This is a genomic window from Agrobacterium tumefaciens (assembly GCA_025559845.1).
In the GTDB taxonomy this organism is placed as follows: Bacteria; Pseudomonadota; Alphaproteobacteria; order Rhizobiales; family Rhizobiaceae; genus Agrobacterium.
Genome location: CP048469.1, coordinates 1,379,063 through 1,399,256 on the forward strand (window position 1 = coordinate 1,379,063; position 20,194 = coordinate 1,399,256).

A 20,194-nucleotide genomic window follows, 5' to 3' on the forward strand; every position below is an offset into this window, starting at 1 on the left:
GCCATGGCCGATTTTCCCCGTTCGCACGAAACGCAGATCACCTATCACCGCCGCCGTCTGGAAGAGCTGAAACAGGTCCGCCAGCCCTGGGAAGCGGAATGGCGGGCGCTGGCCGATTACATCGAGCCAACCCGGCTTCGCCTGTCCGGCAACCGCGAAGGTCCGCGCTCACGCGCCAGGATCATAGACAGCACCGGCACCCATGCCTACGACACCCTGAAATCCGGCATGCATTCCGGCCTCACCTCGCCCGCCCGGCCGTGGTTTCGCCTGACGACCTTCGATCCCGGCCTGAAGAAGGCGGATTCCGTCAAGGCCTATCTGGCCGCCGTGCAGGACAAGATGCGCGAAGTCTTTGCCGCATCCAACCTCTACCGCGCCTTCCATGTGGGTTATGGCGATCTTGGCCAGTTCGGCCAGTCGGTCGCCATTCTGGTGGAGGACGAGGACACCGTCATCCGCGTGCAGCAGCTTGTGCACGGCCGGTTCTGGCTCGCGCGCAACCACAAGGGCCGCGCCACCACGCTTTACCGGGTGTTTCGCTGGAGCGTGCAGCGCATTGTCGAACGCTTCGGTTACACGCAGGTGCCACAGCGCATTCGCGACCTCTACGACACGGCCAGATATGCGGAATGTTTCGATGTCTACCACGCCATAGAGCCGCGTTACGACCACGATCCGGCCATGCGCGACAAACGCAACAAGCCGTTTCTCTCCAACTACTGGGTGGATGACATCGGCACGGAGCTGCTGGAAGAAAGCGGTTTCGACAGCAACCCCATCATCGCGCCCGCCTGGGAGCTGTCCGACGACGACCATTATTCGCTGTCGCCGGGACAGAAGGCTCTGGGCGATATCAGGATGCTGCAGCTCGAACAGACCCGCAAGCTGGAGGGCATCGACAAGAAGGTGCGCCCGCCCATGAACGCGCCGACCTCCATGCAGAACAGCCCGACCTCGCTTCTGCCGGGTGCGGTGAACTATGTGGACGATCCGGCCGGCAAGGGGTTTCGCCCGGCCATGGAGGTCAATCTCAGCCTTTCGGAGCTGCGCGAAGACATCCAGGAAACCCAGCGCCGTATCGACCGCACGTTTTTCGCCGATCTGTTCTTCGCCATCACCAACATGGAAGGCGTGCAGCCGCGCAATCAGTTCGAGCTGACGCAGCGCAAGGAAGAACAGCTGCTGCAACTGGGCCCGGTGCTGGAAAATGTCTTCGGCGACCAGCTTGGACCGACCATCGACCGCACCTTCGACATTCTGGCCGCCCGCGATGAGCTGCCGCCGCCGCCACGCGAATTGCAGGGCGAGCAGCTCAAGGTGGAATATACCTCCACGCTGGCGCAGGCGCAGATGGCGGTTTCCACCGGGCCGATCGAGCGCGGTGTCGCCTTTATCGGCCAGCTTGCCGGGGCAAGGCCGGATGCGCTGGACAAGCTCGATACCGACGAGGCGATCGATCTCTATGTCGAAGCGATCGGCGCGCCGCCCTCGCTGATCCTCGCGGACGACAAGGTACAGGCCATCCGCGACCGGCGTGCCGAGGAAGCGCAGGCAAGACAGTCTGCCGAAATGGCCTCCACCATGGCACCGGCGCTGAACCAGGGTGCCAAGGCCGCCGAACTGCTGGCCAGCGCCAACGAGAACCCGAATGGCAGCGCGCTGCTGCGCCAGCTGGGGCTCGGCGCATGACGGATTTCACTGATTTGAGCCAACAACCTTCTGCCCTTCACACCTTGGAGCGTGACGAAATCACGATGGCTTTTCGTGATGTCTTTGCTCTCGATGCCGGCAAACGCGTGCTGTTCTGGATGCTGGAACAATGCGCCATCTACCAGGATGCCTATTCGGGGGAACTGACCAACGCAACGAACTACACGCTTGGCAGGCAGGGTGCCGGTCGCAAGCTTATCGCACAGCTCGATAGCATCGACCCCACCTTCTACCCGAAGCTGTTGCTGGCCATCGCGGATTTCAGGGCCATGGATGAGGCGGCGGCGAAACGCCGTGCCTCAAGCGAGGAAGGTGAAGACCATGACGTTGATGCCTAACAGGTGGCTTGGCCTGACGGCGTTCCTGTTTGCTGCCGAAGGCAGCGGTTCCGGCAGCCCCGGAGGCGATGGCGCATCGCCCTCTCCCGAGGCCGTGCTGTTTCCAGATGACAGGGCGCAGACCGGCGATGAGGCTGCAAACGGCCAGTCCCTGACCATTGCCGATGCAAAAGCCGACGATGGCGCGGTTGATGACCCCGCCAGTGACGACACCGGCGATCTGGCTGACACGGTGCCCGAAGACGGCAGATACAGCCTGACCATGCCCGAAGGCGTGGAGGTTGATCAGGAGCTTCTCGATGCGCTGGGCACCGATTTCAGGGACATGGGCCTGACCAGCCGGCAGGCACAGAAACTGGCCGATACCTTCATCGAAACACAGACGAAACGCGGTGCTGCCGCAGCCGAAGGCTGGGCCAACCGTGTGCAGGGCTGGGCCGATGACGCCCGCCGGGACCGGGATATCGGCGGCCACAAATGGCAGGGCACGGTGTCCAATGCGCAGCGCGCCCTTTCCACCCTCGGGACACCTGCCCTGAAGGACTATCTGAACGCCAGCGGCGGAGGCAACCACCCAGAACTCATCCGGATATTTGCGAAAGTCGGATCGATGATCCGCGAGGACAACCCACCAACCGGAGGCGCAGACGGCGACGGCAGGAAGGCCGAAACCGCTCACCTTCTTTTTCCTAACGACGCACCGAAGGGCAAATAAGCTATGGCTATCATTGGTAGCACCGTTCCCACCCTCGTCGACGCCCACAAGGCATCCGGTGAGGGCATCGTTCTTGAACTGCTGGCGCAGAACAACCCCATTCTGAAGGATGCGATTGCCACCCAGTGCAATCTCAAGGGCATTCACCGCCACTCCATCCGCACCGGCCTGCCATCGGCCGGCTGGGGCAAACTTTACAAGGGTGTGCAGAAGTCGAAGAGCACGCTGCAGCAGGTGGATGACACGACAGGTTTTCTCGAAGCGCGCTCGGAAATCGATACGCGCCTGCTGAAACTGGCGCCTGACCCGGCCAAGCAGCGTCTGGTCGACAGCGCACCGTTTCTGGAAGCCATGAACCAGGAAATGGCAACCGGCCTTTTCTACCACGACACGGACAAAACCCCGGAAAAGTTCAAGGGTTTTGCGCCGCGTTTCAGCGCCTATAACAGCAACATTCCCGACCCGACGCGGCCAAACGCCGCCAACCAGGTGATCAATGCCGGTGGCACCGGCGGCGACAACACCTCCATCTGGTTCGTGACCTGGGCCGACCATGCCGCATCCCTGCTCTACCCCGAAGGCACCAAGGCCGGCGTGGAAGTGATGGACAAGGGCGAAGAGCCGGTGAAGGACGACGACGGCAACACCTATTACGCCAAGGTGACCGCCTTCGAGTGGCACATGGGCGCTTTCGTCAAGGATTACCGCTACATGGCGCGCATCGCCAATATCGATGTGTCGGAGATGATGGCCGGCAATGTCGACCTCTGGAAGCTTCTGCGCCAGGCTTATTACCGCCTCTACATGACCTACGGCATCAACGCCAAGGGCGGCCGGACGGTGTGCTACATGAACCGCCAGGTCATGGAAATTCTCGACGAACAGTCCACCGACCGTGGCCTGACGACGGGACGCGCCAACTCCGTGCCGCTGAAATCCGCCAACCTCGAAGGCGAGGAAGTGACGACCTATCGCAACATCCCGATCCGCATCGCGGACTCGCTTCTAAGCACCGAGGCGCCGGTTCCGCCCGTCGCACTCTGACGATTGCCCAAAGCGTCTGCCGCCGGTTTCAGGGAGGCAGGCCCTCTCCCCGCTTGTCTCGTTGCCGCAGCGGATACCCCCGAAACCGCATTCGGTCGACGTTTGAGAAAGGAATACGTCGTGATTTTCGACACTCAAAGCATGCTTTCCAACGCCCAGGCCGTCACAGTCACGGCGCCTTCCACCAACACGCTCGACCTCGGCCCTGTTGCCTCCGGCATCGCCCGCGATATCGGCAAGGGCAAAGCGGTCCCGTTCCGCCTGCAGGTGGTGGAGGATTTCAACAACCTCACCTCGCTGACGCTCGATCTGCAGAGCGACGACAACACCGGCTTTTCATCACCGAAAAGCCTCTGGTCGCAGACCGTTCCGCTGGCGGAGCTGAAAACCGGCAAGGTTCTGCTGCCGGAGTATCTGCCGCGTGGCACGGCCGAACGTTATCTGCGGCTGAACTACACGGTCACCGGCACAGCGCCGACGGCGGGCAGGATCACCGCTGGCGTGACACTCGGAAACCATTCCAATGGTTAAGGTCATCGCCAGTACCCGTGGGTACATCGACGGTGAAATCCGCGAGGCGGGCGACAGCTTCGAGATTGACGATGCGCTGTGGAAGGACGAAACGCGCCGGCCGAAATGGGTGGCGCCCTACACGCCCGAACGCGCCGCAGCCGTGCGGCAGGACAGCACCCGCAAACCGGTGAAAACCGCCGCCAGACCGGCTGCCGGATCAACCGGGCCGAAAGGCGATGGCGCGCAGCAGGAACCGGGCGGCCCGCCGCCCGACTGGTTGCCGCAACAGCAGCCGGACCCGGACAGCCCGGCCGACTGAGCCACAGCGCCAGCGGCCGCGGACCGGCAAACGCGCAAACATCGGGGCGGCTTCAGGCCGCCCTCTCCTCCGCTCTATCCTCTTTTCCAGACGGTGACCCATGGCAGAACTTTACAACGAGCAGCGCGTTCTCGGCGTGCGCTTTGTCGATGACAGCACGAAGATGTTCAACGACCAGCGCGTTCTGGGTGTGGTGCCGCTGACCCGCGCCACGAAATCCACCAATCTGGTGGCGCTCTATGGCGACAGCCTGGTGGCGCAGACCTTCATGGACCCCGGCACGCGGGTACGCCGCACCGTTTATAACAGCATCAACATTGCCAATGCGCTGAGCGGCCAGAGAATGCAGTTCGTGGTCAAGCGCGCCGCATCCGGCGAGCGCAGCGACCAGATCCTGCAGCGTTTTCTGACCGATCTCGGCAATGGCTCGCTGGTTGCCAGCGGTGCGGGCACGCTGATCTTCACCATGGGCACCAACGATATCGCCCAGAGCAGCTACACCGACCTTTTGAGCGGTGCGGGGGTAACGCTGACCAATGTGGCAGACAACATCGTCGCCAATGCCGCGCGGCTTTTGAACGCCTGCAGTGCACTTGGCATTCAGTGCATTTTCCGCACCCTGCATGGCGCATCCAACTACAATGCGGCGATGATTGCCGCGACCGCCGATGCCAACCGCAAGATCCAGGCGCTCTGCAAGGGACGGCGCGACGTGCATCTTCTGGAAGTGCGCGATGCGCTGCGTAACCCGCTGACCACCACCAGCAGCGCAATCACCTTCCGCACCGGCGCGATGATGAACGATTCCGGTGTCTTCGTGCATGAGGCGGTTCCCGGCGCCTATGCGGTGGGCAGGAAGCTTGCCGACATCATAAGGGAGGCTATTCCGCCCCTTCCCGTTTCCTATTCTGATGCCTCGGAACGCTATTCCGCGAACTACCCGACCCAGCTTCTGACCAACCCGGAATTTTCAGGCACCAGCGGCACCCTGAACGCCGGCGGAACGCTTGGTACCAATGCCACAGGCGGCGCACTGGCCGGTGTGCCGACAAGCTGGATTGCGCGGCGCCGCGCCAACGACACCACCACGGCCTTTACCGTGAATGTGGGAGAAGATGCGGCCGGGCGTTATGTGGAATTCGTCATCACCGCAACGGCAGCCAATGGCGGTATTCTGTTTCAGAACGAAGTGACGAGCCCCGCCACCAAGGTCGCCGCCGGCGAGGTTCTGCAGGGCTTCTCCACCGTCGAGGTCATGTCTGGCGCAACAAATCTGGGTGCCGCCTCGCCCTCCATGGATTTCAACTACACCAGAGATGGCGTCAACGCCTCGATCTATGCCCACGGCTGCAACCAGCCAGGCACTGGCGTCGGCAATTACGGCGTCTTCCCCTCGACCGAAGGTTTCACCTTCGAAGACGCCACCGAACCGGCAACCCTGCCCGCCTTCGACAGCGTCCAGTGGATCGTCAGCCGCGCCCTCGACATCATCTTCATGGCCCCCGGCTCCGCCACAATCCGCGTGCGCCGGCCGAGGCTGGAGAAACTGGCGGCGGTTTCGTGACGGGCCATCATAAACCCGAAGCAATCCACTAAACTGACGCCCGCTTGACGATTGCAGATCTTGCGACAATACTCGCATTCGTTGTTAGCGGTCGATTTGCCGCGAACATTGTCTATTGGGGGCGTGGGCAATGAAGACAATTGCAATTCGAAACTGCGGCGTTGTCGCAAGCGGTAGCCTTTGGCAGGGCTTCATGGCTCGAACGGTGCTGGCATCGCTTGGCTGTATTGTCTGGAGCAGTCCCGGATTTACCGCCGATGACGCCAGCGGTTACAAGGATCTCGGCGCACAAGGCGGCATTTACTCCGTCGCTTTAGACGTAAGCGGCGATGGCTCTGTTTCTGTTGGCTATTTCTCGCTAGACGATATGACCTACCGTGCCTTTCGCTGGACCTCCGCCGGCATGACAGATCTCGGTACGCTGGGTGGAGCTTTCTCGACAGCCTATGGCGTAAACGCAGACGGGACAGTCATCGTCGGGGCGTCAATGCTGGCCAACTCAGATTCGCATGCCGTTCGCTGGACATCTGTCGGGATGGAGGATCTTGGCACTCTACCCGGCGGCAATATCTCCGTTGCCCGTGGGGTGAACGCAGACGGCTCTGTTGTGGTTGGTTCTGCCAATTCGCCCACAGCAACGAACCATGCCTTTCGCTGGACATCTGCCGGCATGGTCGACCTCGGTACGCTTGGCGGCACGTATTCGTCTGCCGAGGATGTCAATGCAGACGGTTCGGTTGTCGTTGGTTTTTCTTTTCTCAGCATTAGTGGGCAGCGCGCATTCCGCTGGACATCCGCCGGCATGGTGGATCTCGGTACGCTTGGTGGCGATACCTCTACTGCCAGAGGTGTGAGCGCGGATGGCTCTGTAGTTATAGGCGGTTCAACTTTGAGTAATGGAGACCAACGAGCCTTCCGCTGGACATCGGCTGGCATGGTGGACCTCGGTGCTTTTGCCGGCGGCTCATCCAGTGGCTTTGGCGTTAATGCCGATGGATCTGTGGTCGTCGGTCGGTCCACTTTGAGCAGTGGTTCCAACCGCGCTTTCCGCTGGACCGAGGCGAGCGGAATGGTGACGGTCGAGGACTGGCTGCGCGCCAATGGTGTGACTGTCGCAGCGGATTTTACCCGAGAGGCGAATGACGTCAGTGCGGACGGAAATGTCGTGGTCGGCATGACGCAGAACCAGACGGCGTATATTGCGCGTGTGACCTCAACGACGGACGGCTCCGGCCTGATCGACCTCTCGCAATACATGTCCACGCTGGTAGCCAAACCGGGCGCGGAGGCTTCGCTGAACATGGCGGGCACGACATTGAACGGTGCGCACGGTGAGCCTATGCGAAACCTGCTCGATGCGGGGCGGCAATCCTTTTCAGTGACAGTGGATGGCGGTTACGACAATGGTGCGACTTCAGATGGCGGCCTTGGCATTGCCGATTTCAGCTATGGTATCGGCCTTGAGGGTGGCGCCACGGCGCGGCTTTCAGCCGGCGGGCTTTATACCAGGCAGGATATCGATACCGGTGGCGACTTTCGCCAGAGGGGTTTTTACGTTGCGCCGGAAGCGAGTATTCCGCTGACCGATGGTTTGCACGCCACGATCGGCGGGTATTATTCGCCCGGACGCCTTGATGTCACGCGCGGCTATCTGAATGCTGGTCTTGCCGATTATTCGCGCGGCGAAACCGATACACAGACGTGGGGTGGCAAGCTCAGGCTGGACTGGCTGAACGCTTTCAGCGCTGGAGACTGGGCGTTCACGCCCTATACCAGCATCACCTACACACATGCCAGGCTGGACGGTTACAGCGAATACGGCGGCTCTTTCCCTGCCTCCTTCGATAGCGTAAGCGATCATGCAACCGTCGCCCGCATCGGCCTCGATGGCGTCGGCAATGTCACCGATCGGTTACGAATCCTCGGAAAGCTTGAGGCCGCTTACCGCTTCGAGAACGAAACGGCAGATAGCACGGGCCGTATTATCGGCCTCTCGGGTTTCAATCTCTCAGGACAGGACGTCGATCAGGTCTGGCTCCGGGTCGGCCTTGGTAGCGAGTTCGATCTGGATAAAGGCACCGCCTATCTCAGCCTCAATGCTTCGACCCAAGGCGACGACCCAACGGTCTGGTTACGCTCAGGCTGGAAGGTTATGTTCTAGCTGCTATCAGAAAAACGGGCGTGTGCGGCCTGCTACCCATTGATGGCCTGACGTAGCACGTTCGAGATGCGGCCGACATCGGCAACATTTCGTTTGTCACCGGCCGAGGGGGGATAAACTGGCGGTGGTTTGAGCGTGTGGCCGGGTGGTGGCTGATGCCGTGCCGCTCAATGCCCCACCACGTATTTGCGGTCGGAAACGGACAGGGAATTCAAAATTTAGCGGGGATTTTTACACCAGCGAAAGCGGCAGATGCTCTACTCCCGAAAAAGGGGATGGCATGAGCTGGCAAGCAAGGATTGCGGAGCGTCTCAAGAAGACCGAGGCACGGACGGAGCGGCAACGAAACGCAATTGACGAGAAAATGGCTCGGGAAAGACCTGTGCGCGTGCTGAGGCGCGTGTGGCGGGACTTTCGCGAATATCGTCGTATCTTGACAAACAGCCGAAGTTACCAGGCACGCACACGCCAACTTTATATCGTTCTCGGCGCAATGACTGGCTTGTTAATTTCGGCACCAACCCACACGCCGCCGCTATTTTGGGCAGCCGGCGGCGTTCTGCTCGGCTTCCTGATCTATCGCATAAGGCGTCGCGCGAAACTTGAACGCGACAGGCAAAATCGCCGGTATTAAGTAAGCGAGCACGGTTAAAGGCTGCAACCGGGATGCCTGTAAAGATCGGCCTGGGACAGATCAGGAGGGCATTCGGAGGTTTTTCCACCGGATTGGCCGCAGGCCGATGCCTTGATTTGCGATATGGCCGAATAGCGCCCCTGCGACACATGCACCCGGACGCAGACCTTTGTATCGGCATTCCACCAGGTATTGTTGCCGCCTACATCCACATAACCGCGCGATTGCATCTCGCTTTCCGCCCCCGGTGCCCGCGCTCCAACAAGATCGGCAACATCATCAGGAGATTTCGCATGAACTGCAGAGGCTGAAAACAGCGACGCGGCGAGAATCAAAATTGGATTCAAACGCATGAATTGTGTCCCTCCCGGTAACGGCCCACGTGAATCTAGCCGTATCGACGAACTGTGACGAGCAGATATTTGACGAAGGCCGATGGCCTCAAGCATCCCGCCATTCGCTGGGGGCGTGCTGTCTGTATCCCTCTCTCAGTCGACCGCCAAAATCTCGCAGAACGTCGTCGATGAGGTCATTGACCTGCCGGCTTTCCAGTCCAGCAAACAGCGCCTGGAATGATCTTTCAAATTGCAGGGCAAGACCGTCTGACATGGTCGCAAGAGCCCGAGGCAATGCCTTGCCCGTTGCACTCCATTGCCCATTGGCCCGCAATGCAAAATCCGCCAACTCGATATAGAGCGTCGCGCCGGTTGCAAGACGCTCGTGTCCTGATGTGGTGGCATCGAGCGCCAAAGCCAGATCCGAAATAACATGGCGGCGGCGATCAATCTCAGGGTTGGTCAGCGGCAGAGGTCCTGCGTCAATCACCTGCTTTGCGATGACACGCGCACGCTCCAGCGTTGGCGTGGGCGGCAAGACGGAGATTCCTTCCGTCACCAGCGCAGGCAGAACCGGTTTTCCTGATGGGCGGTCAATCTCCCGGCAGAAATAGGAGAACGTGTTGAGGTCGTGACAAAAGACTTCAAGCACCTGCCCTTCGAACGCCACAACCTCGCGCCATGCGCCCGTGGGCAGCGAAGGGAAAAACAGAACGACGTCGTAATCCGAGTTCGCCCGTGCTGTGCCCCTTGAGCGCGAGCCCGCCAGCAATGCCGCCTCGGCGTTCTCGTGAAATTGTTGCGCGAACCGCATGATGCGTTCAATCGCGTTCACCACCTCCGCGCAATATTCGCTCTGGCCCTCGCCCATCGAACTATCCCCAGGACATACCGGTGTTGGAGAGTGACTAAGATCACAATACGCTCGGGAATCAAGCCACACGTCCAGATCGCACCTGAACGCGCCCTGCCACATGGCCGAGATGCCTGCCTCGGGCTGGACTATATGAGACTGGCCGCTTAAACCGGGAGCTTGATGGCAGGGGGAAAACGATGGCGTTGCAGTTTTCAGGTGTGTTGCTGGACCTTGATGGGCTTCTGCTCGATACCGAACGGCTACAGTTCGAGGTCGGGCCAGCGGTGCTGCGCAGTCTCGGATATGCGGTTTCGCAGGATTTCTTTCACACGCTGGTCGGTGTCGACCGGGTGGAAAGCGCGCGGCTGATCAACCTCGAAATCGGCGCCTCCATCGACAGCCAGGAACTGAACCGTGCCTGGAACGAGGCGATGGACGCGAAAATGCGTGACGCCATACCCCTGCGTCCCGGTGTGCACGATTTTCTGGACGCGCTGGATGAGCGCAAACTGCCCCGCGCCATCGCCACCAACAGCGTCACCGCCAGAGCGGAATGGAAGCTGGAACATGCCGGCCTTCTCGAGCGCGTCAACGCCGTTGTCGGCGTCGACAAGGTCAAGCGCGGCAAGCCTGCGCCGGATGTGTATATCGCCGCCGCCGCAGCGCTCGGTCTCGACCCATCGGAGTGCATCGCGCTTGATGACAGCGACCTTGGCGTGCGCGCTGCCGTGGAGGCCGGACTGGCAAAGGTCATCCAGATTCCCGACATGGTGATGAGCCGCGATCTGCGCGCCCACCACCAGGCAGGTTCGCTTGCCGAAGCGCGGTCCATTCTCGGCATCTGAGCCAGACCGCGCCACTGCCCTGCCAGCCGATCCCTCATTGCGGCCTTACCCCAATAGAAACAGCCTGTTGACTAATAGTTAGGCGCCATACTATATGCCGCCATATGACATTATTGGAACAAAAACACCTTGCCTTGCTCGACGAGGCCGAACGCCGGGGTCAGACTGACATCGGCAATATGCGCTTGTGTTTCGAGGTGCTGTCGCTGGCGGCCTCCATCGATCGAGCCTGCGCCGGGCGGCTTGCGCCACACAACCTGTCGGAAGGCAAATTCGTTCTGCTATTCCTGCTGCGCGATCTGCCCGAGGGGCTGGCGCCGCACGAACTGGCCGAACGCGCCGGTGTGACGCGTGCAACGGTAACAGGTCTTCTGGACGGGCTGGAACGCGATGGTTTTCTGGCCCGGCACAACGACAGGCAGGATCGCCGCAAGGTCTCCGTTCGCCTGACGGAGAAGGGACAGGCGACGGCCGCAGAGCTTTTCCATGAGCACAGCCGTTGGATCGGCTCATTATTTGCGGGCTTCGACGCCGCCGAGCGCGTGGTGCTGGGCAACATGCTGCAACGTGTATGGCGCAACGTGACCCTGCCGCATGATGACCACGCCGCGACAGAGGCCCCTTCCCCGTGAGCGGTCGTGCATCTGGAAAACGCGTTGCGGATATCGCGCCGTCACGTCTGGCGCTGCTGAATGCAGGCACTGTGGAGGCGACCACGCTGACGGAATGCCTGGCCGTCGATTTCGCTGCCCTTATGGCTGCCGCCCTGCCTGAAATTGGCGAAGAGGCAATCGGAACCATGCGGCAGGCTTCGACAGATGGCATTTCCCGGCGCATGGCGCTGGCGGCGCACCTGATGCGACAGGCGCTGGTGGACGAGCATCAGGACGCGTCGATGCTGGACAGCCTGCGCCAGCACCCTTCCGATACGGTGCGCGGCTGGGCATGTTTTCTGGTGGGAGCGACGCCCGACCACACGCTTCATCAGCGCCTTCGGCTCATTCGGCCGCTGGCTGATGACATGCATTTCGGCGTGCGCGAATGGGCATGGATGGCGGTGCGCCCGCATATTGCCGGGGATCTCGAAAGCGCCATCCGCGAGCTTGCGGCATGGACCCATGCGCCTTCGGAAAGGCTGCGACGTTTCGCGTGCGAGGCGACCCGGCCGCGCGGCGTGTGGTGCGCGCATATCGCGACGCTGCGCCAGTGCCCTGAACTGGCCTTGCCGATCCTCGAGCCCCTGCGCGCCGACCCTGCCCCTTACGTTCAGGATTCCCTCGGCAACTGGCTGAACGATGCCAGCAAGGACCGGCCAGACTGGGTGCAGGACCTTTGCGACCGCTGGTCCCGCCAGAGCCCGACGCCGCAAACGCAGCGGATTTGCCGCCGCGCGCTGCGCTCGCTCACCCGCAAGGCTTCATGAGAAACGAAAGGCCCATACCGATGACGCACTATCTTGCCGAACTTTATTCCCCCAGGCAGCAATGGCTGTCTCTGGATGAGGCAGGCCGCACCGGCTTTTTCGAAACCATCGGCGCCGGCATGGGCGCCTTGTCCGCCCTTGGCATCGAGGCAATCGCGCTGGGACGAACCGAGGCGACAACACTGAACGCCCCCACCCAGCAGTTCTTCGCAATCTGGCGCGCCCCTGACGCCACCGCCATGCAAGCCCTCATCAACGGCATCGCCGCCTCCGGCTGGCACGACTACTTCGACACGATCAACGCCACAGGCGCCGGTGGCGACCTGAACACGCATCTTGCGGAACTGGCAGCGCTGTAAGTGGAACCTTGAAGCACCACTCATCCACACATGAGATTGCCGGGCGGCAGATCGTCCACCGCCCGGCAGACATCATGGGACCTGGCGGCGGTTTCGACGCAGCAGGTAAAGCGCAAACAGCACCAGCACCGCCATGACCGTGGCATAGGCCACCAGCGGCCAGGCGGTGTCGCCATCAAATGTGAGGACCATCAGCGTTCCCACGATGCCGACGAACAGGCTCTGGATGCAGAAATAGAGCGCCACTGCCGAGCCGGCCCTGTCCTCGAATTCGGCCAGCGCACCATTGGCCGTGACGGACACCGCAAACACGATGCCTGTCGCCATCAGCCACATCGGTATGACGAAGCTGAAGAAGGATGGCTGCGCAAATGTCTGCCCGAGACCGAGCAGAATGGCACCGGCCAGCAGCATGACCATGCCCCTGACGAGACTGCCGGGAATGCCCCAGGCCCCGACAGATCCTCTGGCAAAGCGGCTGGTGAGGATCATCACCACGGCCACTGTCGCAAACATCAGGCTGAAGTGCAGTTCGGAGTAACCCGCTTTGTCGATCAGCACCCGCGGCGCGGTGGAGAAGAACACGAAAAACGTGCCCATCGCCGCGCTGAAACCCAGCGTATAGCTCCAGAATGAAAGGCTGCGGAACATCGGCCGGAAGGACCGGTGCGATGGCGTGGCCGTGACCGGTCGTGTTTCGTGCCATTGCCCCAGCGCATTGAGCACCGCCAGCGAGGCAAGCCCGCCGAGCAGGAGGAAGATTGCCCGCCATCCATAGGCATCGGCAATCAGGGCACCGGCAATCGGCCCGAGTGCGGGCACGAAAGCCAGCATCGATCCGAACAGGCTGTAGATGGTCGCACCTTCCGGGCGTTCCGCGTAAACATCGCGAACCGTTGCAAACAGGGCAACCAGCGCCGCCGAGGCGCCAAGCCCCTGCAGCAACCGCAACAGCAGGAACGGTACGGCCGAGCACGATGCGGCAAGCGCGAAGGACGCGATCGCAAACACGGCCCCCCCGAAAATCAGCACCGGGCGACGGCCGATGCGATCGGAAACCGGCCCGAAGACGAGCTGACCTGCGCCAAGTGTCACCATGTAGAGACTGAGCGTTAACTGGACGATGCCGGGGCTGGTGCCGAGAATACCGGGCATGGCCGGAACGACCGGCAGATAGATATCCATCGCCAGCGACGCGAGGATATCGAAAGGCGCCATCAGCAGCAGTGCCGCAGGCAGGCGGTGGCTCCAGAGAGGAGTAGGATGAGACATGAGAAAACGTCCGCACAAATGAGAGCATCTGGCAGCGTCTGTCTGCAGCAATGGCTGGATCTGGGTTCGACAGGACGCCGCAACAACGAAAAAGCTGTTGCGGCTTATCTGTCTGCTTGTTTGGCCGAACCCATAATGCGCTCCACGGGCGAAATCTCGATGGCCGGGAGGTTAGGCGATTGGCAGCCTCAAGTCGAGGGCCGACGGGCCGTCACAAGCGGATCAATAAAACAATGTGCCTTCGGCACATGTCACGCACATGCCGCCAACAGTGACACCGCCTTTGCCATCGGTGACGACCGATATGCGGCCGTCACGGCCGACCCGGCGGCCCTGTGACGCCGTATAGTGGATGCCGCCTGCTGCAGATGCTTCGCGTTCTGCGCGGAAATAGCCGACACTGCCGTTGCCGGAGCCGCAGACGGGGTCCTCCTCCACACCGCAGGACGGCGCGAAGGAGCGGACTTCAATATCCGCCTCGCCGCCCTGGTAGCCGCCGAACACGGTTACACCGGTGGCGCCAAGTTGACGCTCGAACGCTGCCGAACGTGCGAAATCGGGTGTCAATCCGAGGACAGCCTCGCCATCCTGAAGACGCGCCACGATCCAGACCGCGCCGACGTCAACGATGGCAGGGGCACTCTCCCTTTGAACAGCACGGCCGAGGATGGCTTCAAGTTCATCGACCTCCGCACCTGTCAGCGTGCGGATTTTCGCCGGTGGCATCGACAACGTCAGTCTTCGCTCGGCACCCTCTCCCGCCACGGAAATCCTGATGAGCCCTGCTCCACACTCTTGAACGAGCAGGCCCGAACGCGGAGTGACAAGGCCCGCCTCCAGCACGGCATGGGCACTGCCGAGGGTCGGATGTCCCGCAAACGGTAACTCGCTTCGCGGCGTAAAAATGCGAAGGCGGTAGTCCGCATCCGGTGTGGTCGCGGGCAGAACGAAGGTGGTTTCGGAAAGGTTTGTCCACCGCGCAATGGTCTGCATCTCGTCATCGGTCAGCCCCGCCGCCTCGAGAACGACAGCAACGGGATTGCCCATGAACGGCCTGTTCGAAAAGGCATCGACAACTTTATATGTTCGCACTCTATGGCTCCCTGCGTGGTCTGGGTCCATCTGCAACTATTCCCATCCTCGCATCATGACAAATCTAATCGGCTGATGGATGCCATCAGATTTGGTGCAGGCCCCGGTCCGGGTCGGATGCCTTGCAGCGTTGAGGAAACACGCGGGCGCAATGCCGTGACAACAATCGCCCCCTTGCCGGGAATCATGCAACTCGCTAGCTTCCAGGCACAGGCAGCCCCAGGCCTCCCCCCTCCTTTCGGGAAAGCATGACACATGCAGGGTAATGCCCGTTTGTCGAACCATCTGTTCGAGCATCGCATGAGGAGGGATTGCGTTTCAGCTCGCAATGGAGGTTTTGATGAAGCTTTCTGCCCCGATCTTCCAGTTGAAAAGACGTGCCAGATTGATGGCCCGCAACAAGGCTTTGCCGCTGAACGAAGCGCTCGATCACATTGCCCGAGAGGAAGGCTTTGCCCGCTGGAGCCTGCTGTCCGCCAGCCTGTCTTCCACGCCGCTTTCCGAGACCATTCTGGACCGGCTGGACAATGGCGATCTGCTTTTGCTGGCCGGGCGCCCCGGTCAGGGCAAGACGAGGCTTGGTCTCAAACTGCTGCTGGATGCCGCCCGAAATGGCCGCAAGGCGCTGTTCTTCACGCTGGAATTCACCGAACCACAGACGCGCAGGCATCTGACGTCCTTGCAGATTGATGCCTGCGTTGCCGCAGATGCCGTTCAGGTGTTCACCTCCGACGATATCAGCGCCGACTATATCATCAGCCAGATGTCCGGACTGGAACCGGGAACGGTCGCCGTCATCGATTATCTTCAGTTGCTCGACCAGCAGCGGAGCAAGCCCGACCTTTCCGAACAGCTTCAGTCGCTTGGGCGTTTTGCAAGGGAGACAGGCATTATCCTCGCCTTCATTTCCCAGATAGACCGGGCCTTTGAAACGACCGGCAAACGGCTTCCTGATATCGGCGATATCCGCCTGCCCAACTTTGTCGACAAGGCGCTGTTCAGCAAGGCCTGCTTCCTGCATGGCGGCGAAGCGCAGATGAAGGCCGTTGCCTGAAAACCTGCCAAACCGGTACCAGGTCGCGGCATTTTTCATGCATGCCAGTACAATCGGTGATATCAGCGGCGTCGAGATACAACATATCAAGGTGAAGCCGTGCCCGCAGAGATCAGACTTGCCCAGATGACCGACATTCCCGCCATCTTCCATGTGCGGACCTCGGTGCATGAAAACCATCTGTCGCGGGAGCAGCTGACCGCGATGGGCATCACCGAAGATGCCATTGCCGACATGATTGCCGCCTCGCCCTCAGCATGGGTTGCCGTGCGCGATGGCGAGGTGGTGGGCTTTTCCATGATCGATGCTGAAGAAGCCTCGCTGTTTGCGGCCTTTGTGCTGCCTGCGCATGAGGGACAAGGGCTGGGAAAACCCCTCGTCCTCGCCGCGGAAGCCGAACTCTTCCGCCACCACGCCGCAATCTGGCTGGAAACGGAACCCGACAGCCGCGCTGCCGGCTTTTACCGCCACCTCGGCTGGCGCGACGACGGCGTGGCCGACGACAACCAGATCCGGCTGATCAAGACCCGTGTTTGATTTCCGGCGGGATGCTTCGATAATCCCGTCCTGTTCCACGTCTTTGCCATCGCCCTGATTATCGGGTCTCTTGTCGTGACCAGCTACATGCTGCCCAGTCACCCCGACCGCATTTCTGAAACACGGCCGGGGGATGTGTTTCAGGCGTCGAGCAGGGATGTGCCGTAGGAGTTGTCGATTGTGCAAAGCCAGTTGCCAGTGGCGTCCTTGCGGAAGACGTAGGTGGCGCGGCGGGTGATTGCGGTTTTCGCCCCTGCCCCGTCAACCGTTTCAAGCACTGTCTCCATGATCACCAGCGCGGTATCGCCGCCCTCGATCACCTCCATCTTGCCCTGGTGCACGGTCAGTTGGCCCTGAAAATAGGCGGAAATGGCTTCGAATGCCCTACGGATCTGGTCCTTGCCTTTGGCGACAAGGCCGGGTTTCACCACCAGCGTGGCATCGTCGGTGTAAAACCGCATCAGCCCGTCGAAGTCTTTGGCGGTGATGGCGCGGTCGGCTGATACGATCAGGGATTTCAGGGGATGCTCGGTCATTTCGGACTCCAAAATGGCCGCGAGCGGAAACAGAAAACCCGCCTCGCGGCGGGTTGCTTTGTCTGGAACGAAGACGTGCCTAACCCACCACTCGAAGAATGGCGGGAATAATCGATGCGGCGGCGCGTTCAGATTCCATGCTTGTTGACTAGCATGGGCAGCGGCACGGCGTAAACCGTTCCGTCGATCAGCATCACCTTCTCCGGCCGGTGACATCGAGTGCCATCAGCCGTTCGTCGACATAGCTATCGCCAAGCTTCAGGGCGCGTTTTTCAAGGCCGTATTGCTCGAAACCGGCGCGGCAATACATGGCGAAAGCCGGCGCATTGTCTGCCCCGACCACCAGCGTCACCTCCTCCACCAGCGTCGCCGCATGGTCAAGGACATGGGAAAGAAGTGCGGCGCCAACGCCGAGACCGCGCGCCTCAGGCCGAACATAAACACCCCACAGCAATGCCTTGTGCCGAAGCTTCTCCGCCGTGGGAATGCGGATCGCCATGGTGCCGATCAGGCTCAGGTCGACGCTTGAGCGGGCACCGAAGATAAGCGCATCTTCAACACGCCCGGCAAACTGCTCGACACTCAGAATGGCCTCATCGTCATGGGACGCGCCGAACGCCTGCGGATGACGCATGAGACCTTCAAGACGCAGCGCACGATAGGCCTCCGCATCATCCCGGCCCAGCCTATCGATCGAAAACGCCACCATTTCAAACCCTCTCCTGCCAGTTCAGTCGATCTCTAAGCCAGCTCAATAAAGCCTGGATGACGATTTGAGGAGCCATCAATCCGTGCGCCGCCACAGATAGGACCAGCCATTCAGTCTTTCGCCGCGAGGCTTCATCAGCAACGCGCCGGGCAAAAACGCATCGCGCACAAGGCCGATCTTTTCCAGCACGCGGCAGCTTGCGCCGTGGGTTGCGGCACATGTGGTGCGGATGGTGGAAAGGTGCGATTGCCCGGTGACCCAAAACATCACCGCCTTGCCGGCTTCGGTCGCCAGCCCCTGCCCCCAGAAACCACGCCCCAGCCCGTAATGGAATTCCGCACCGTCGCCCTGCATCAGCAGCAGAAAAAGGCCGATTGGCCTGTCGCTTTCCCGATCGATGATGCTCCAGGCGAAGCGGTCGTTTGAGGTCCAGCGGTCAGCCCCCCAGGCATCGATGACGGCGAGGGTTTTCGCCTGCGACCGATGGGGCCCGCGCGGCAGAAAGCGTGAAGCCTCGAGATCGCTGGTATAATCAGCAAAAAGGCCTGGCGCGTGGTCGGCCCGCGCAGCGTGCAGCCACAGACGCTCGGTCTGGAACGCCGTTGGCGGCAGATTTCCCTCTCGCACCATGACCTCGCTTTCCGTTGCCATTCCCGTATCCGGCAACGCTACAGCGATCGGCAAGCAGGCACAAATCGGTGAAGCCGCCCTCTCAGAGCGTGCCGGTGAGAAACTGTACCTTTCAAGATGCGACAAGCTGTGTCATAAAACCGTCACAAGCGTTGAGGAGTTGGCATCCAAATGACTGTCATGGCTTTCGCCGGCGGGGAGACGCTGGCGGCAAAGGCGTCTGTCATTGGCGACGTCCACACGCTGACTGCAGCACGTTGCTGTGAGCATGCCGTTTATGCAGACCGGCCTGATAACGCCCGGCGCAGCATGAGACATCTCGTTTTACCTGAGGTCGATTTCAGAACGGAGCACGTCGATGGATACAGGTCGAACGTCCGGGAACATCACCATGAGGCATGAGGCAGCGCGGGCACGTCTGTGGCCTGCGCAACCGCGCAGACGCCTGATCGAACGGCTGCTGCCGGTCACACAGGTCATGGTGGCCTGCGTCCAGCTTCAGGATGACGATCTGTCCGTTGTCATGGTCAGCGCAAAATCCGGGTCCGGCTGGACCTTTCCCAAAGGCACGATTGAAGCTGGCGAAACGGTGGCGGAAGCGGCATTGCGGGAGGCTTACGAGGAAGCTGGCGTCAAAGGCCGTATCCTCAACCCCTTCATCGGCGATTTTACCTACCGCAAGGGCTCGGAATTCTGGCCGCGCCGCGCTGCCCTCATTCTGGTCGAGGTGGACGAGCTGGTAGCCGACTACCCCGAAGTCCAGATAAGAAAGCGGCGGACCTTCAAGGACGTGTCGGCCGCTCCCAAGCTCTCCTCGGCGGTGCATGCCGCACGCGAGGCCGGCCTGCTCGATCTTGTCCAGCAGGCCCTGTCACAGACGCTTTCCCTGAAAGCCTGAGCCCAGCGTCACGCCACGCTCACAGCAACAGAGGTCAAGGCAATTACGCCTCGACAGCCATCTCGACTTCGGCGCCGCGACCAAGCGAGGCCATCCAGTCTCTGAACTGCGGTTGGGCCTTGAGCTGGCGTCCATAATGGCGTTTCAACTGCTCGCTCAATTCACCCTTGCGGCCAAGCTGTTCGTCGGCAAAGGCGATCATGCGGGAGTTCGGCCACGCCTGCGGGCGGATTTCCACCAGTTTCAGGAACAGCGCCTGCGCCGTCTCATCCGGATTGGCCTGCGCCATCAGCGTCATCATCGCCGCCGTGGAGCGCGAAACGCCCATATGGCAATGCACGAGAATATGCGCGGCGGTCTCATCGTCCCGACTGTCCAGGAACGACTGGCCGAATGCCAGGATTTCTTCCACATGCTGTTGCGTAGGCAGGATGTGGCCGTTCTGCTCGGCAATGATGTCATGGAAGCGCAGCGTCGTGCGGCTGTGATCGCCATAGCCGGAGAATTCGGTCAGGGCCGGACGGTCCGGATCGATGATGGACAGCACATGGGTAACGTTTCTGGCGCTGTGCGATGTCAGCTCATCAATGCCACAGACGGTCAGTTCGGGGGAGAAATGGATCTTCATGGAATTACACCTGGTCATG

24 protein-coding genes are annotated in these 20,194 nt (G+C 61.0%); 16 read left to right on the plus strand and 8 right to left on the minus strand.

The features are described from left to right. The first annotated feature begins 3 nt into the window (after window positions 1–3). The 8 genes from FY156_06945 (at window position 4) to FY156_06980 (ending at window position 8,367) form a co-directional block, all read left to right on the plus strand. On the plus strand, window positions 4–1,692 hold the full coding sequence (locus tag FY156_06945; protein UXS01240.1) for a phage tail protein: 1,689 nt from the start codon (window positions 4–6) through the stop codon (window positions 1,690–1,692). Further along, entirely contained in the window at window positions 1,689–2,051 is a 363-nt protein-coding gene (locus FY156_06950; protein ID UXS01241.1) for a hypothetical protein, read from the plus strand. Before FY156_06945 ends, FY156_06950 begins: the two co-directional genes overlap by 4 nt. Further along, window positions 2,044–2,766 carry a hypothetical protein gene (locus FY156_06955; GenBank protein ID UXS03055.1) on the plus strand — a complete coding sequence of 241 codons (723 nt, stop codon included), beginning with the start codon at window positions 2,044–2,046 and terminating at the stop codon, window positions 2,764–2,766. The genes FY156_06950 and FY156_06955 overlap by 8 nt, the downstream gene beginning before the upstream one ends. A 3-nt stretch (window positions 2,767–2,769) precedes the next feature. Then, a complete protein-coding gene (locus FY156_06960) occupies window positions 2,770–3,810 on the plus strand; it encodes a hypothetical protein (protein ID UXS01242.1) in 1,041 nt (346 codons plus the stop codon). Window positions 3,811–3,930: 120 nt separating this feature from the next. Beyond that, on the plus strand, window positions 3,931–4,341 hold the full coding sequence (locus FY156_06965) for a hypothetical protein (protein UXS01243.1): 411 nt from the start codon (window positions 3,931–3,933) through the stop codon (window positions 4,339–4,341). Then, window positions 4,334–4,642 (plus strand): hypothetical protein, encoded by a 309-nt coding sequence (locus FY156_06970; protein ID UXS01244.1) that lies wholly within the window; start codon window positions 4,334–4,336, stop codon window positions 4,640–4,642. The genes FY156_06965 and FY156_06970 overlap by 8 nt, the downstream gene beginning before the upstream one ends. A 100-nt stretch (window positions 4,643–4,742) precedes the next feature. Beyond that, on the plus strand, window positions 4,743–6,206 hold the full coding sequence (locus tag FY156_06975) for a hypothetical protein (protein UXS01245.1): 1,464 nt from the start codon (window positions 4,743–4,745) through the stop codon (window positions 6,204–6,206). Window positions 6,207–6,336: 130 nt separating this feature from the next. After that, window positions 6,337–8,367, plus strand: a complete 2,031-nt coding sequence (locus FY156_06980; GenBank protein ID UXS01246.1) for an autotransporter domain-containing protein — start codon at window positions 6,337–6,339, stop codon at window positions 8,365–8,367. 648 nt (window positions 8,368–9,015) lie between these two features. Here FY156_06980 and FY156_06985 read toward each other — a convergent pair. Both FY156_06985 and FY156_06990 read right to left on the minus strand, forming a co-directional pair. Further along, on the minus strand, window positions 9,016–9,450 hold the full coding sequence (locus FY156_06985; protein UXS01247.1) for a hypothetical protein: 435 nt from the start codon (window positions 9,448–9,450) through the stop codon (window positions 9,016–9,018). Continuing rightward, on the minus strand, window positions 9,443–10,207 hold the full coding sequence (locus FY156_06990) for a nucleotidyltransferase domain-containing protein (protein UXS01248.1): 765 nt from the start codon (window positions 10,205–10,207) through the stop codon (window positions 9,443–9,445). The genes FY156_06985 and FY156_06990 overlap by 8 nt, the downstream gene beginning before the upstream one ends. A 182-nt stretch (window positions 10,208–10,389) precedes the next feature. On the opposite strand from FY156_06990, the gene FY156_06995 reads away from it, so the two are divergent. The 4 genes from FY156_06995 (at window position 10,390) to FY156_07010 (ending at window position 12,819) form a co-directional block, all read left to right on the plus strand. Then, the gene (locus tag FY156_06995; protein UXS01249.1) at window positions 10,390–11,037 is read left to right on the plus strand and encodes an HAD family phosphatase; all 648 of its coding nucleotides are present in this window, start codon (window positions 10,390–10,392) and stop codon (window positions 11,035–11,037) included. Between the two features lie 104 nt (window positions 11,038–11,141). Continuing rightward, window positions 11,142–11,669 carry a MarR family transcriptional regulator gene (locus FY156_07000; protein ID UXS01250.1) on the plus strand — a complete coding sequence of 176 codons (528 nt, stop codon included), beginning with the start codon at window positions 11,142–11,144 and terminating at the stop codon, window positions 11,667–11,669. Continuing rightward, complete coding sequence (locus FY156_07005; protein UXS01251.1) at window positions 11,666–12,460, plus strand: DNA alkylation repair protein; 795 nt, start codon at window positions 11,666–11,668, stop codon at window positions 12,458–12,460. The genes FY156_07000 and FY156_07005 overlap by 4 nt, the downstream gene beginning before the upstream one ends. Window positions 12,461–12,480: 20 nt before the next feature. After that, window positions 12,481–12,819, plus strand: a complete 339-nt coding sequence (locus tag FY156_07010; protein ID UXS01252.1) for a hypothetical protein — start codon at window positions 12,481–12,483, stop codon at window positions 12,817–12,819. 72 nt (window positions 12,820–12,891) lie between these two features. On the opposite strand, the gene bcr/cflA is transcribed toward FY156_07010, so the two are convergent. Together bcr/cflA and FY156_07020 are read right to left on the minus strand one after the other, a co-directional pair. Continuing rightward, on the minus strand, window positions 12,892–14,091 hold the full coding sequence (bcr/cflA, locus tag FY156_07015; GenBank protein ID UXS01253.1) for a CmlA/FloR family chloramphenicol efflux MFS transporter: 1,200 nt from the start codon (window positions 14,089–14,091) through the stop codon (window positions 12,892–12,894). Window positions 14,092–14,313: 222 nt separating this feature from the next. Further along, window positions 14,314–15,213 (minus strand): PhzF family phenazine biosynthesis protein, encoded by a 900-nt coding sequence (locus tag FY156_07020; GenBank protein UXS01254.1) that lies wholly within the window; start codon window positions 15,211–15,213, stop codon window positions 14,314–14,316. Window positions 15,214–15,523: 310 nt separating this feature from the next. On the opposite strand from FY156_07020, the gene FY156_07025 reads away from it, so the two are divergent. Next, window positions 15,524–16,237, plus strand: coding sequence for a DNA helicase (locus FY156_07025; GenBank protein UXS01255.1), 714 nt, complete (start codon window positions 15,524–15,526; stop codon window positions 16,235–16,237). A 99-nt stretch (window positions 16,238–16,336) separates the two neighbouring features. Continuing rightward, window positions 16,337–16,774: a GNAT family N-acetyltransferase gene (locus FY156_07030; GenBank protein ID UXS01256.1), complete on the plus strand. Its 438-nt coding sequence runs from the start codon at window positions 16,337–16,339 to the stop codon at window positions 16,772–16,774. A 140-nt stretch (window positions 16,775–16,914) separates the two neighbouring features. On the opposite strand, the gene FY156_07035 is transcribed toward FY156_07030, so the two are convergent. From FY156_07035 to FY156_07045, 3 genes are all read right to left on the minus strand, one after another. Next, on the minus strand, window positions 16,915–17,310 hold the full coding sequence (locus FY156_07035) for an SgcJ/EcaC family oxidoreductase (protein ID UXS01257.1): 396 nt from the start codon (window positions 17,308–17,310) through the stop codon (window positions 16,915–16,917). A 193-nt stretch (window positions 17,311–17,503) separates the two neighbouring features. Further along, complete coding sequence (locus FY156_07040; GenBank protein ID UXS01258.1) at window positions 17,504–18,019, minus strand: N-acetyltransferase; 516 nt, start codon at window positions 18,017–18,019, stop codon at window positions 17,504–17,506. A gap of 75 nt (window positions 18,020–18,094) precedes the next feature. Beyond that, the gene (locus tag FY156_07045) at window positions 18,095–18,649 is read right to left on the minus strand and encodes a GNAT family N-acetyltransferase (protein ID UXS03056.1); all 555 of its coding nucleotides are present in this window, start codon (window positions 18,647–18,649) and stop codon (window positions 18,095–18,097) included. A 171-nt stretch (window positions 18,650–18,820) separates the two neighbouring features. Between FY156_07045 and FY156_07050 the strand changes: the two genes are divergently transcribed. Further along, window positions 18,821–19,051: a hypothetical protein gene (locus FY156_07050; protein ID UXS01259.1), complete on the plus strand. Its 231-nt coding sequence runs from the start codon at window positions 18,821–18,823 to the stop codon at window positions 19,049–19,051. Further along, on the plus strand, window positions 19,041–19,547 hold the full coding sequence (locus FY156_07055; GenBank protein UXS01260.1) for an NUDIX domain-containing protein: 507 nt from the start codon (window positions 19,041–19,043) through the stop codon (window positions 19,545–19,547). Before FY156_07050 ends, FY156_07055 begins: the two co-directional genes overlap by 11 nt. Before the next feature lie 43 nt (window positions 19,548–19,590). Here FY156_07055 and FY156_07060 read toward each other — a convergent pair whose 3' ends face one another. Beyond that, window positions 19,591–20,175, minus strand: coding sequence for a protein-tyrosine-phosphatase (locus FY156_07060; protein ID UXS01261.1), 585 nt, complete (start codon window positions 20,173–20,175; stop codon window positions 19,591–19,593). Window positions 20,176–20,194: the final 19 nt, after the last annotated feature.

Coding starts and splice junctions, on each gene's coding strand:
- FY156_06945 (UXS01240.1), top strand. CDS start 4: ATGGCCGATTTTCCCCGTTCGCACGAAACGCAGATCACCTATCACCGC.
- FY156_06950 (UXS01241.1), top strand. CDS start 1,689: ATGACGGATTTCACTGATTTGAGCCAACAACCTTCTGCCCTTCACACC.
- FY156_06955 (UXS03055.1), top strand. CDS start 2,044: ATGCCTAACAGGTGGCTTGGCCTGACGGCGTTCCTGTTTGCTGCCGAA.
- FY156_06960 (UXS01242.1), top strand. CDS start 2,770: ATGGCTATCATTGGTAGCACCGTTCCCACCCTCGTCGACGCCCACAAG.
- FY156_06970 (UXS01244.1), top strand. CDS start 4,334: ATGGTTAAGGTCATCGCCAGTACCCGTGGGTACATCGACGGTGAAATC.
- FY156_06975 (UXS01245.1), top strand. CDS start 4,743: ATGGCAGAACTTTACAACGAGCAGCGCGTTCTCGGCGTGCGCTTTGTC.
- FY156_06980 (UXS01246.1), top strand. CDS start 6,337: ATGAAGACAATTGCAATTCGAAACTGCGGCGTTGTCGCAAGCGGTAGC.
- FY156_06985 (UXS01247.1), bottom strand. CDS start 9,450: ATGCTTGAGGCCATCGGCCTTCGTCAAATATCTGCTCGTCACAGTTCG.
- FY156_06990 (UXS01248.1), bottom strand. CDS start 10,207: ATGGGCGAGGGCCAGAGCGAATATTGCGCGGAGGTGGTGAACGCGATT.
- FY156_06995 (UXS01249.1), top strand. CDS start 10,390: ATGGCGTTGCAGTTTTCAGGTGTGTTGCTGGACCTTGATGGGCTTCTG.
- FY156_07000 (UXS01250.1), top strand. CDS start 11,142: ATGACATTATTGGAACAAAAACACCTTGCCTTGCTCGACGAGGCCGAA.
- FY156_07010 (UXS01252.1), top strand. CDS start 12,481: ATGACGCACTATCTTGCCGAACTTTATTCCCCCAGGCAGCAATGGCTG.
- bcr/cflA (UXS01253.1), bottom strand. CDS start 14,091: ATGTCTCATCCTACTCCTCTCTGGAGCCACCGCCTGCCTGCGGCACTG.
- FY156_07020 (UXS01254.1), bottom strand. CDS start 15,213: ATGGACCCAGACCACGCAGGGAGCCATAGAGTGCGAACATATAAAGTT.
- FY156_07025 (UXS01255.1), top strand. CDS start 15,524: ATGAAGCTTTCTGCCCCGATCTTCCAGTTGAAAAGACGTGCCAGATTG.
- FY156_07035 (UXS01257.1), bottom strand. CDS start 17,310: ATGACCGAGCATCCCCTGAAATCCCTGATCGTATCAGCCGACCGCGCC.
- FY156_07040 (UXS01258.1), bottom strand. CDS start 18,019: ATGGTGGCGTTTTCGATCGATAGGCTGGGCCGGGATGATGCGGAGGCC.
- FY156_07045 (UXS03056.1), bottom strand. CDS start 18,649: ATGGTGCGAGAGGGAAATCTGCCGCCAACGGCGTTCCAGACCGAGCGT.
- FY156_07050 (UXS01259.1), top strand. CDS start 18,821: ATGACTGTCATGGCTTTCGCCGGCGGGGAGACGCTGGCGGCAAAGGCG.
- FY156_07055 (UXS01260.1), top strand. CDS start 19,041: ATGAGGCATGAGGCAGCGCGGGCACGTCTGTGGCCTGCGCAACCGCGC.
- FY156_07060 (UXS01261.1), bottom strand. CDS start 20,175: ATGAAGATCCATTTCTCCCCCGAACTGACCGTCTGTGGCATTGATGAG.